This is a genomic window from Methanomassiliicoccaceae archaeon DOK, assembly GCA_009911715.1.
Classification (GTDB): Archaea; Thermoplasmatota; Thermoplasmata; order Methanomassiliicoccales; family Methanomethylophilaceae; genus Methanoprimaticola.
Map to the genome: position 1 here is coordinate 1,177,412 of CP047880.1, position 13,957 is coordinate 1,191,368.

3 protein-coding genes are annotated in these 13,957 nt (G+C 56.0%); all 3 read left to right on the top strand.

Going from position 1 to position 13,957, the window contains the following annotated elements; all coding sequences use genetic code 11:
- The first annotated feature begins 241 nt into the window (after nt 1-241).
- Nucleotides 242-4,852 carry a hypothetical protein gene (locus tag JS82_06095; protein ID QHK17701.1) on the top strand — a complete coding sequence of 1,537 codons (4,611 nt, stop codon included), beginning with the start codon at nt 242-244 and terminating at the stop codon, nt 4,850-4,852.
- A gap of 312 nt (nt 4,853-5,164) precedes the next feature.
- The gene (locus tag JS82_06100) at nt 5,165-9,241 is read left to right on the top strand and encodes a hypothetical protein (protein ID QHK17702.1); all 4,077 of its coding nucleotides are present in this window, start codon (nt 5,165-5,167) and stop codon (nt 9,239-9,241) included.
- Nucleotides 9,242-9,576: 335 nt separating this feature from the next.
- Nucleotides 9,577-13,830, top strand: coding sequence for a hypothetical protein (locus JS82_06105; GenBank protein QHK17703.1), 4,254 nt, complete (start codon nt 9,577-9,579; stop codon nt 13,828-13,830).
- Nucleotides 13,831-13,957: the final 127 nt, after the last annotated feature.

Consider the following 13,957-nt stretch of genomic DNA (forward strand, 5'->3'; position numbering starts at 1 on the left):
CTGTCGGAACGGACCGATTTCAGGGGCGAAAAACCCTATGAATTGTCGGTTCGCAAAGATAACAGCTGAACTGTAAGGAGCAGATGTTCCTATGAATGCTATAATGAACAAAACAAGCACGAGTAAACTCCTCGTAGCTGTCATGGCCTTTGCTGTGGCCATCGCAGGAATCGCAGTGATCTTCAGCGATTCCGAAGTGAATGCCGCAGCAGCTGTTCCTGGATCGGATCCCTTTACGGGCATGTATGATTCAGCTCCTGACTATGACAAAGATACAGGAGAAATTACCGTCACCAAGGATACGAAAATCACACTGACAAAAGATGTCGGAGCTCCCGGACAGGGGGTCGACGTCTACTTCGTCCTTTCACCCAATGTCACCCTGGAGATCACAGGCAAACATTCCGTGTACGTGACCAACGACGTCACCGGAAGCAACGGATTCGTGGCCTCCATGGCCTCTTCACCCAGTTCTGCGGAAGAAATTGCAACCGTATCCATCACAGGCGGAGCGGACGTTCATTTCGCCACCAACAAGGATACAGCATCCTCTGGAAACGCCCATGTGTTCAACGGGGTCAACGTCTCCGTCACAGGAGGATCCAAACTCACGATGAGCCAGAACGGATACGCCGGAGGTGTGGCCTACTACGATGCGTACAGGACTTTCAGCCCCACTCTGACAGTCACCGGATCGAAGGTCATCCTCGACCACGCAGGTGGAATCAACGCCAAACTTGATGTCACCAAGAACAGCACGATCTCGATCCAGAACCCCAAGGCTGGTGCAGGGTACATCACGCTCAACGCGGGGAGTGCCGTGACCGACTCCACGATCGATGTGACCAACTCCTCCGACTCCCAGATGGGTGTTCAGGTCCAGCCCAAAATCGCTTCGGACGCGGTCAGCATAACCAAATCCAACGTAACGGTCACCGGAGAGGGAATATTCCAGCTGGCCAACGGAGCCGAGCTCAATGCCAGCGAATCCACCATCACAGCCCCCACCATCAACATCAGGGGTACTGACGCAACCCTCAGTGCGACCATCAGCGGAGGAACCCTCAACGGAAACATCACCGGAGACGGAAAAACCGCCAACAACCTCAAACTCACCGGTGTCACACTCGACGAGGCCACACTCTCCGATGATGTCACCATGGATGAGAGCAGCACCGTCACCACGACCGGAAACTCCGTCGTCACATCGTTCAAGCAGCTTCAGACCATGCTCAAGAATGAGAATGCAACCGTCATCGCCAGTGGAAACATCAAGGTCAATGAGACATTCACGATCAAAGCCGACCAGGAGGTCACGTTCCAGAACGCCACGGTCACCTACACCGGGGACAACGTCGAGATCATCGTTAAAGGTGCCCTCAACACAGACAACTCCTACCTCTACATCCCCGTCGATGTCGATGAGGATGCCGTCGTCACAACATCCAACACCCACACACTCGTTTCCGAGGGAGACCTCCAGGCCAACACCCAGGTGGGATTCGGAGACACCCTCACACTGACGGGAATCGTCTCCGACGACCTCACGGTCGATGTCTACGGAACACTCATCACCAGTGACCTCACCGTCAACGGTGTCGTCAACGCCTATGCTGGATCCGACATCACCATCAACGGCACAGTCATCGTGGCCAAACAGTTCAACATGTACGATTCTGACCTCGAGCTCGCCGGAACCATCACCGTCAGGAACGACACCGACGGAGGAGCCCAGTTCGTCCTCAACGGAACCTCCACCGTGACCGTCCTCGAGAACGGAACCTTCAACGTCAACAAGGGAACCTCCAACACGGCCCAGAAGAACCCGAACTTCCTGGAAGTCGGCGGTAGCGCCACATTCACCGTCGAGGGAACCCTCAACATCACCGGAACCCTGAACGGAGCCGTTCAGGACAAGGGAACCGTCACGTTCAACGGAACCGCCGGATCCGAGGCGAAGATCGTCATCTACGACGGGGTCACACTCAACATCACGTCTGTCACGAACAGCCTCATCGTCTCCGACACCAAGGACATCGTCCTTGACTACGCCGGAGTCAAAACAATCGACGACAAGCTCATCTCCGTCGGAAACAGCGTCACACTCAAGGACGTCAGGGGAGTAACCATAACCGAGTCCGTCGTCGACGCCACCTATGAGAACCCCGCCAACACCGAAAGGGTCAGGGTCTACACCGCCCATATGACCGTCACCGGAACCGTGTCCAAGGTCACCACCGCCAGCACCGGATCCATCACCATCAACGGAGCATGCTCCGCTATCGCAGACACCGTCATTGACTCCGACGAGACCGTCACCGGAACAATGACCGTCGGCGACATGTCCTTCGGCAGGAACCTCGAGATCACCTTCAACGGTGTCGTCGACATCACCGGAACACTCAACGCCAACGTCACTGCTGGAAGCAACGATGAGGGAATCACCCTTACCAACAACGCCACCAGCCTCACCGTCTCCGGAACCATGGTCCTCGGAGAGGGTGTCAACACCATCAACACCGCAGGCCTCAATGCCGCGTACTACATGGTCACCGCTTCCGGGGAGAGTACCGGCACCACCGAGACCAGGTACTACACCAACTTCGCCAACGCCATCGCCGCCATCGGCGACGCCGACGACGACATGGTCCTCATCTACGGAAACGTCAAGGTCTCCGCCGATGCGGAGATCGCCGACGGAATGACCGTCCAGATCCAGTCCGCAGGAAAGCTGACCATCGACGTGGAGGCACAGCTCACCGTCGCCGACGGAGGCGTCCTGGACGTTTCCGCTGGTAACGCGACGAACAAGACCGTTGCCGTCGAGGGAGTCCTCGTCATCACCAACAACGGAACCGGACTCACCGGAAACGCCAACGCCATCGACTACGACGTCCTGAAGACCCTTGGAAGCACCGACACCTACTCCTCCCTGACGTACGCCCTTGCCAACGCCCAGGCCGGAGAGACGATCACCCTGTCCAAGGAAGTCACTCTCAAGACCAACACCACTATTCCCGAGGGAGTCACCCTCCAGACCGGAAGGAACTCCGTCACGATCAACGAGAAGGTCACCCTGACCGTCAACGGAACCTTCGCCGTTCAGAACGGCGGAAGCGTCACCCTCAAGGGTACCGGTGACAAGAAGGCCGACATCATCGTCAACGGAGTCATGTCCGTAGCCGGAGCCACATCCGTCGACAGCATGGCCAACACGTACGGTGTCTCCGGAGCGTACTACATCCAGAGGAACGTCGGTTACATCACCAACGTAACCTACGCGGCCGAGAATGTTGACGACGGAACCATCACCCTGATGGGCAACGTTTCCATCGGAGACGTGACCTTCACCGAGAGGCAGAACGGAAATCTCGAGATCATCGTGAAGAACCTTGACAACACGTCCGAGGGTGTCACAACAGTCAACGCGGGAACCATCACACTGGTCGGAGCGACATTCCAGATCCAGAGCGGAACTGCCACAGCCACCGTTGCCGCGGCAGCGAACGGTTCCACCGCATCCATCGACCTCGACAAGGCAGGAACTCTCACCGGCAAGTCAATCGTCATCGCATCCGATGTCGACAGCACCGTCGACGGAGACGTCGATGTGCTCTACCTCAACGGATACATCCAGACCGGATCCGTCACCATCGCCAGCGGAACCGTCACTGTTCCCGAGTACTCCGCCTATACCTACGACCTCGTCCTCAACTCCAACGACAACCAGGCCGATGGAGAGGGATCCATCGCAGTCGCATCCGGTGCCACCCTCGACTTCGAGGAGTCCACCGAGACCTGGATCCAGGTCATCGATGAAAAGACCGACGCCACAGTCATGACAGTCAACGGAACCGTCGATCTCGCTGGAACCCTCTACTTCACCAGCCCCGTCGTTGTCGCCGGTACACTCAATGTCAACGACAACGGTGCCCTCCGCGTTCAGGGATCCGGATCCCTGACCGTCACCGGAACCGTCGCCGTCACCGAGGCCGAGGACGAGACCGCCAGTTTCACCGTCGAGACTGTCCTCATCGTCGGCGAGAAGCCCACCACCCTCGGAGCCGCCGGCGCCATCACCGGAGCCGTCGAGATCGACGGTACCGGATACCTCAAGGCCTATCCCGGAGCGGACCTTTCCGCAGCCAAGATCAACTGGAACGACGGAACCGAGGAGTCCGACGCTGTCGACACAGTGTTCAACATCAACGGAACCGTCTACATGACCATCTACGCGGCTGCCGACAACGCAGTCACCATCCAGACCGTCCTCGATGCCGAGGAGTTCGAGCTCGTCGGATACGACGTCGGACTGAAGGGTGATTCGCTGTCTGCTGCACAGAAGATCCTCTACCTCGACACCAACTGGTTCACGGCCGACACCATGCTCGCCAACCAGAAGGTCGCCAGCGGATCCCACATCGGAACCGAGGCCAACGCCAGCATCTACGCCGCAGTCGAGGCCTCCTACGTGAAGGGAACCATCTCCGAGGGAACCGGACTGGACCTGTACATCGACAACGTCAGGTACAGCTACGAGAACTTCGTCAACGGACTCCAGGTCGGAACCCACACCGTGTCCTTCGAGGTCACCGCCGGATACGACGGATCCAACGCGAAGATCACCTTCAACGGACAGACCGTCGAGAACGGCGGAACCATCACCATCGAGGCCGGAGCCACCTCCTTCACCCTCGTCGCCAACGGCGCTGTGCCCGCCACATCAGTCTCCGGAGGTTCCACCTCCGGCGGTGACGACGGAATGGGCCTCACCGACTACCTGCTCATCATCCTCGTCGTGCTCATCGTGATCATGGCCATCATGGTCGCAATGAGGCTCATGAGGAGCTGAAGGCACTGAAAACCGAAAGAAGAAAGGGTTGAACGACACGGACGTGAAAAACCGAGTACATCTGCTCCCACGTTGAGAGAGCGTGAACCCACGGAAACCTGAAGAACAAACGAGAGGGACGGAGTTAAGGGGCCGTCCCTCCCCCTTTCATCATCCGTTTTCCACTTTACGAATCATCGGGCAACGGTTCCTCTGAACCCGAATAACTCATGATATCAGCATGATTTTGAGGCTGTTTCTTCAGAATCTTGCCGAATCTTCACTGATTCTAAGAGATTCACGCCGTTTAGGAAACTTTCGTCTTATGTTCCTATGAATGCAAACGTAACGAAAACGAACAGAGGAAAACTCCTCGCCGCCGTCCTGGCCATCATGATGGTGTTCACCGGAGTCGCAGTCATTGCTGGCGACAACGGCGTCGACGCCGCCACATGGAACATGGACGGAGACATCAACGCCGACCAGCCCATCAGAGCTGGAACCGACGCTGTTGCCACAGGACCTTTCAACATCACCAACAACTCCGAGCTCACTATCGAGTCCGGAGCGTCCTTCGTGATCAACGAAGGCGTCAAGGTCACCGTGAAGAGCGGATCCACGCTCACGATCATGAGCGGTGCCGCCGTGGAGATCAACGGAACCCTCGTCATCGAGGACGATGCCACTCTCCAGAACGGAGCTAACTACGACGGCGTCAACACCGTCTCCAAGCACTACACCGGAGTCGTCGTCAACGGTACGATCGAAGCCGAAAGGGGGGCAGTGATTACTGGAGCACCTGTGGAGTCTGTGACTAACACTGGTTCTGGAATTAGTGGACTCAGCGTAATTGTGGATGGCAGATTTGTTTCTAACTTTTCTGGAAATGTTACTGGAACCTCCACTGATAACAACTATGTTGTTGATGTAAAAGGCACCGGTACAATCCCCACCCATCTCAACGGCAACGGTGACTCTGGAGCTTGGATGGCACTCCGTGTTGGATCGCCCATCCTCTCAAATGTCACTGCAGGAGATTCTGTAGACATCACCATCAATGGAAGAGCATCCGATAGTGACGATAAAGTCCTGACTGGAGGCTATGTCGACATCTGGCTTAACGCCGGATCTGTCTACAACGTAGTTCTGAAAGTCAACGATACCACATACACTTTCAAGATCGACACAACCCAGGTCACTACAGACAGAAACTACACTGGAGGCGTGTCCGGAACCATTGTCCTCGGAGCCGACGGGGTTCTTAAGACCAGTTCCAGCAACAATACCAAATCCACTTTCGAGCACCAGACCGTTCTCATGAACGTCGGTGCCACAGCCAACATCAACTCCCTTACCAACGACGTGGATGTCAGGGCAATCCCCGCTACTGACAGGTACCCCTACACCTATGGAGAGGTCAGCATAAACGCCGATAAGACTGGAGCGACAGAGGTCGTCAACCTGACATTCGGTGTCACATCTGAGAAGATCTCCTCCGCATTCACCGATGAGGGAGATGAGAACAAGACAAGCAGGGCCACCAACTACATCCTCACTATCAGTGGAGACGTAGATGGCGCCAACGCCCTCAGGGTCGTTCCGACCACACCTGTCAACGGACAGACCGGAACACTCTACTACCCTGACGAGAACGACGAGAAATCCGATATCGAGATGGCTGGAATCGTCGCAATCGACGGAACCCTGGACATCAGCGGAAAGGGAGCCACATTCTCCATCGCCAACGGTGCAATCGTCAACGTCAACGGCACCCTCAACGTGAAGGGAGGAAACAACAACACAGAGCTCGCAACTATCTACCTGTCCGGAATCGTCAACGTCTCTGGTACCATCGACATCGAGAACGCCGCACCCATCGGATCTGGTGCAAGTGCTGATACTGACAAGAGGGTCAACTTTTACACATACGGCGTAGGATACCTCAACATCATCGACGCCGGAAAGGTGACGATCGATGGATTCTCCGTCGAGGCTCTCGCCAGCGGAACGAACGGCTCTTCGATCTCCGACAAGATGGCTGGAATCAACGGAGCGGCATACGAAACAGACGACGGTGTGTTCATCATGGGCCTCCAGGCTGCCATGGATGCCGCCATCGCTGCCAAGGAGGATACCGTCCACGTATTCGGATACGATGCGGGCACCAGGGTCTTCGCCACGCCTTACGTCATCTCCGCCGACACGACGATCCCCGATGACATGACCATCTGCATCGACGGAATCGTCTCCGTCGCCGAGGGAGTCACACTCACCATCTCGGTCGACGCCGAGATCGACACGGACGGAAAGGGACTCATCGATGTCGCCGGAACCGTCATGGACTACAGCATGTACGAGTTCGGGGACAGCGCAGCAGAGGACTACGCCTCCGTCGCCGACGGAAACATCAAAATCAAGGCCGAGGTCAGGTCCACTGATGCAGACGACACCTACTTTATGTACACCACCCTCAAGAACGCCCTCGCCGGAACCGCTGGAACAGTCGAGCTCTACGGAAACGTCGAGGTCGAGGGAACCCTCACCATCCCCACCGGATTCACCGTCGAGCTTTCTGGACACGACATGCTGATCAAGAACGACGCCACCCTGGTCATCGACGGAGTGGTCGACTCCACAGACGCTGGAAGCTCCATCACCGTCACAAACAAGGATGGCAACAAGGAGGCCGGAAAGGTCACCCTCAACAACATGATCGTGAACCCGAACGTCGTCGACACCACCACTCCTGTCGCAAACGACTACGTGATCGGCGGGTTCACAGCCAATGGAACCATCGGAGACTACGAGAACGTCGACTTCGTCCTCGCTCCCGCTGTCGCCGCCGCCAACGCCTCCACACTCAACGACATCACCGCCGTCGGCAAGTTCTCCTACAGCGGAGAACTCGTCTTCACAGCCGGTGAGGACAACGAGGGAGACGTCATCACCATCGACGCCGGAAAGACCGACAACAAGGCCAACGAGATCACCATCGGAACCATCACTCTCAACGGATTCGGAATCACACTCAAGTCCGGAGCCTTCACCGGAACCGTCCAGGTCCCCGTGACCGCCGGAACATCCGCCGTCGAGTTCACCAAGGCTGTCGGATATACCATCTCCACCGCCGAGGACGACTCCGGAGAGGAGATCGTCACAGAGGCCGTCATCGGTCAGCTCACCGCTACGGGAACACAGGAAGTGGGAGGAGCCGTCACCATCGCCGCAGGCACCGTCCAGCTCGGAACCACCGCCACATTCGGCGGAACCACCAAGGACAACACCCTGACCATCGCCGAGGGTGCCACGCTCGTCGTCCCCGACGAGAAGGGAATCACCATCGAGAGCATGAGTTACAACGCCGCTGAGAAGGATGAGTATGCAGTCGTCACCGTCGACGGAACTCTCACCATCGAGGAGGGTGGAATCTTCACATACACCGCTGGATCCGCCACAATCGGAGATAAGGATAACCAGCCGTACTACAACGCCATCGTCAGGATCAACGGAACCATGAACGTCGCCAGCCCCGTCACCGTCCAGAGCAACGTCTACGTCGATGGTACTCTGAACGTCCTCACTGAGGGCGACGACAACGGAAAGGTCACCGTTCCCGCCGGAGCGAGGGTCTTCGTCAACGGTGCCATCAACGGTGCCGTCGAGATATCCACAAAGACTGGATTCATCTACGCCTACCCCGAGGCGACCGTGGACACCGCCAACCTGAACCTCCAGGACGACGGAACCACCACCGCTAGCGCAACCGCAGTCTACATCAACGGTGGCCTGTACATGACCGTCTACGGACTCGACGAGGTCGTCATCGTGAATGCCCTCCCCACTGACGAGTTCGACGTGCCCGGATACGAGGATGTCGTCTGGCCTGACAACGATGACAAGACTGAGGACACAGTCTGGTATTCCGACGCCGAGTACCAGAACGAGATCGACATCACCAAGGACTACCTTGAGGACGCCACAGCGATCTACGCCAAGCTGGATCCGCTCAACGCCACCGTACAGGTGTCCGTCGGACAGGGAATCTCCCTGTATGTCGACGGAGTCAGGGTCGACGGTCTTCAGTACCTGCCCTACAACCAGTCCACAGTCGGTGACCACACCGTGGAGTACACCATCGACCCCGGATACAAGGGAGAGGCGACCATCACCTTCGCCGGACAGACCGTCACCAACGGCGGAACTATCACCATCACTCCCGAGATGACCAGCAGCACCGCTGACGCACTGGTCCTCTCCGTCTCCGGAAACATCACCCAGGACTCCACCGTCGTCGTCGACGGCGGAGACAACGGATCCGGAATGGGTCTCACTGACTACCTGCTCATCGTCCTCGTCGTGCTCATCGTGATCATGGCCATCATGGTTGCAATGAGGCTCATGAGGTCCTGAGCTGACTGAAAACCGAATAGGAAAGGGTTGAACGCACAACAGAACGCGAAACAAAGAGTACATCTGCTCCCGCGTTGAGAGAGCGCAACTCACCAGAAACCTGAACAGCAAACGGGTCCCCCGGAGTTAAGGGGCCGGGGACCCACATTAATTTCCATTTCTCCGATGCTCGATTTTCAACCCATTTCGGAATCCTGTCGTCCCCACAGTGGCTGCGATGCTTATACTACACTCTTTATAGTATAGGACGTGCATTCGTAATTATAAACAGATTATCGGCGGGGGGGGGCGACTCAGGTTGTTTCTCCCTCCGTCCCTCCGCCCGAGGAGGAAAAATGAACCACCCGGCTAAAATCACAGCAATCTTAGTTTTAGCTATTCTGATTGCCGTAACCGCTGCATCCGTTTCACCATCCAACGATGCAGCCGTCCAGACACATGATCTGGAACCCGAAGATGGTAACGCTCTGATACAAGCGATAACAGACAACTCGTATGGCACAGGGGACACCGTCAACATCACCCTCGGAGCTGGCATCGAGTACGTTCTGACGTTCACCGAATCCCAGGGAGAGATGACGTTCAACGGGAAGAACCTGAACATAACCTCCGATGGGAGCAATCCTGCAACGATCAAGATCGAAAGCTCAGGCACTGTGAACTCAGTGATCATCCAAGTCAAGGAGGCCAACCACTCGAGCTCGAACCTCACTGTGTCCAATGTGACCTTTGCAAGCAACACTGACACCGAAAGCGCCGAGGTTCTGCACAGGTACTTCTGGAACGTGACATTCTACGACTGCACTTTCAACAACTCCGCACTCACCCGCACCCTGGGTGGAAACGACACCACTACCGGCGGGGTGACCACAATCACGAATTGCAAGTTCAACGGACCCGGAAATGAAGGACACAACACGCTGAGCGAAGGGAAATTCGCCGTCACCACGAACTCCGGTTGCCTCGAGTTCCAACGCAACGTGATAACAGGATACGACCGCGGCCTGAACGCCATCATCAACCAGAACGATGACGGTCGCTATCTCGTAGTCTCCAACAATAAATTCACTGATCTCGGGGTGACCGATTATCAGAAACCCATGGCCTTCCAGTTCGGAGGGGACCTCCAGGACATGGAGATCATCTTCAGCATAAACGAACTGGACTCCGTGAAATACGGGGTGTCGGTCCACAACAGCGTCAAATCCAGCGACAGCACGCAGCTGCTGGTTGCGATGAACACCTTCTCAAATGTCATAAATCATGTGCTGTACTCCGGCTCCGGTGAAGCCGAACCCATCGTCCCGGTTCCTGTATTGGGACTCATGAATCTAGATGCAGATAATGATTATATCGAACTCAGCTACGGATTCGAGGATGCGTCCCAATCTTCTACGGGAATTTCCATCACCAACTACGGCCCTGAATCCCTTGATTGGTTCATGAGCGTCATTGTTCATAATCTTAAGGCATTCACTCTGAACTCGGCCACCGACCTCCTTACACTCTCGCTGATGGTGAACGCCGGCCAGACCTTCGCAGACTGCACCCTCACCCTCGGCAGCGACATCGATCTCTCGAGAATCGATTGGATTCCCATCGGAAACCCTGTGCACCCGTTCACTGGATCGTTCTCGGGTAACGACGGCACTACAATCCACACCATAACAGGACTCACCATCGACAAGATGGAATCGCAGGGCGATGTTTACGCCGGACTGTTCGGGTACATCGTCGGAGCTCCCAACAATAAGTTCACATCGACATCCGACGTGTATAATGATGGAAACTATTCCGAGACCGCCGTGGACCCGACCAACTACACGGCCACGGTCCAGGACCTCGTTATCTCGAACGCCAGCATAGACACCACCGGATCCCGTGTAGGTGCACTTGCAGGATATGCTGACAACACATACATCTCCGGGGTTACCGTTACCAACGGACATGTTTTCGGAGGCAGCACCACCGGGGGTGTGATCGGAATAGGCTACTCCGTCGTGCTGAAGGAATGTTCTACCAAGGGAACATTCTATGTGAGCTACCAAAGAGATACGGACGCGTACAACGTTGGTGGCATAGCGGGATGCATCCGTGGAAACACGGGACATCCGAGCCTGGTGACCGGATGCGTCAACGAAGCCACTGTGACCGCCAGGGCCAACATCGGAGGTCTTGGAGGGATCATCGGACACATCAACGGCTCCGTACCCGTGGTCGTGTACGGTTGCGAAAACCGCGGGTACGTGGCCTCCAATCCGATGGGAGAAATCGACAATCCCTACGACGGGTCCGTCGGTGGCATAGTCGGATTCTTCCAGGGCTCATATGGAACAACTGCAGGAGAGAACGTCATCGCAAACTCCAAGAACTACGGCAAGGTGATGACCACATCTGGATCCAAGTTGACGGGAAACCTGTCCGGTATCGTCGGTGAGTACTACTCCGGATCCATCGTGAACTGCCACAACCATGGAACCATCGAGGGAAGCGCGATCTTCGTCGGGGGCATCATGGGTCACGGTGCCATAAACGACAGGGTCGTGATCGACGGATGCACCAACTCCGGAGAACTGACGAACTCCTCGCAGGAATACAGTGAGAACGTCTCCGGTATCGCCGTCTCCGCCACAGTGATTGACGTCGCCGAACCGGACCGCAGGGACATCCTGTACAGGAACATGACGTTCGACACCACCGAAGACCTCCTGAATGCCATGCCCAAGACCGGCATGGAGTCGGGAGTGGGCCTGAACTACAGCGGCGTGGCGTTCTCGATGGAGGATGTCGTGGTGTTGACCCCCGGGCCCTTGGACCTGCCGGACCGTGTGTTCGGGTTCACCGCCGACACGCAGGTGGCCACCTCCATAACAATGGGATCGGAAACCACCAACACCTCTGTCGCGAAAATATTCGTTCCTGGCGTAACCGTCACGATAGACGGCGAGTATAACTCCGTCTGGCTGAACGGTGACGGGTTCGACCTGACCAACAACGGAGACATCGGCACCATCAGAGTATACGGTGGAGACGGGATCATCATCAGGAACGAGAGTACGGTAGGGGAGGTCACAGACGCATTCTTCAATGGGTACAACAGCACCATACAATCCGGTTACTCTGGATGTGCATCGATCACGATCTACAACGGATCGACAGATCCCAGCAGTGCGATAATGAACAACGTCACGTCCCTGTATCTGAACACCGAGCTCTACAACTACGGAACCATCGAATCCGGAGAAAATCTGCTGAGGGTCGGAGTCGAATGCGATGAAACCCCTGTGGAACAGAACAACACATTCGTCGTCCACAACCACGGCGAGATGATTGGAGAGCGCACAGGAGAGCCGGATGAACAGTACAACTACATGTTCTTCATCCCCGCGGCGAAGAAGTTCACACTGATCAACTACGAAGGATCAAATCTCGTGAACAATGGAGCCTGTACAAGCAGCAGCGGTTCCGACTACTGGTTCATATACTACGGAACCGACGGACATGATTCCTCAGACGATCCATCGTCTGACGTTAAGGGAACTATGGAGTTCTACCTGGCAGACGATACCGTTCTGAAGAACAATGCCGCCTACCCAGACACAGGAAAGTTCGACACCGATTGTCTGAAGAGCCTCACTGTGGGCAAGAACAACCCCGATGTCGACATCAAGGTGCAGGCGCTGTCCGCTGATGACGGCTCGGTCACCTTCTCGGATGGGTTCGACGACTCGGAAACCGTACCTCTGGTCAACGGAAGCCCCATCAATCCCCCAGAGTTCACCAAGGGCGGACTCAACATGGTCCCCTGGGACATCGATGCGTACGAGGATGGGGAAACATACACTGCCCAGTGGACGGTCGCCCCCTTCACACCCACGATCAAGGTGGATGTTGAGAACCCGGTTGTAGGGCAGACGGTGAACCTCACTGCCAGCTTCTTCGCGTACCCGTACCTCGCCTATGCATGCGTATGGACCGTCGGAGGAGAGATCCTTACAGGAAGCACCGTCGCTTACACTGTGAAGGACATCTCGACCGAAGTCGTCCTGAAGATCAGTGTGACAGCTGCGGACGGTTATGATTGCATCACAGAGACATACACGACCAGCGATGTGCCGTTGACACTAACAGCGACAGAGCCTTCAGTGTACGAGGTCACATTCGACGTCAACGTCGATGGTTACGACGTGGATGTCACTGATCCCGATGGTACACCCTACACCAGCGAAAACGGGACCTACATGTTGCCTGACGGCGATTACACGGCCATCTTTACCAAGTCTGGCTATGTTGACAAGACCATCGACTTCACAGTGAATGGGAAGGATGAAGTGATTCCAGTCAAGATGGAACCAGAGGCCATAGATCCAGAACCGGGTCCCGATGAGCCCACTGATCCCGATACTCCAAGCATTGACCCTGGCTATCCGACTATAGACCCGGATGACGACTACGTCCCTCTCCCACCGGTTGTTGTCGATGAGTCTGGATCCTCTGATGACGACACAGTGAAGATCGTTGCCTGCGCCGCCGCGGCTGTGGTAGCAGCGCTGATGGCCGCGTTCCTCATCATCAGCAGAAGGGACTGAACAGTAACCTAAGAAACCAATTACCCATGGCACGGGGGATGGTACCGTGCCTCAGATGATTCTGATTTTGCTCAAGCCATGAAAAAACGGGCATAGTTTTAACTTATAAAATCACAATCTTCTACAA

Coding starts and splice junctions, on each gene's coding strand:
- JS82_06095 (QHK17701.1), top strand. CDS start 242: ATGTATGATTCAGCTCCTGACTATGACAAAGATACAGGAGAAATTACC.
- JS82_06100 (QHK17702.1), top strand. CDS start 5,165: ATGAATGCAAACGTAACGAAAACGAACAGAGGAAAACTCCTCGCCGCC.
- JS82_06105 (QHK17703.1), top strand. CDS start 9,577: ATGAACCACCCGGCTAAAATCACAGCAATCTTAGTTTTAGCTATTCTG.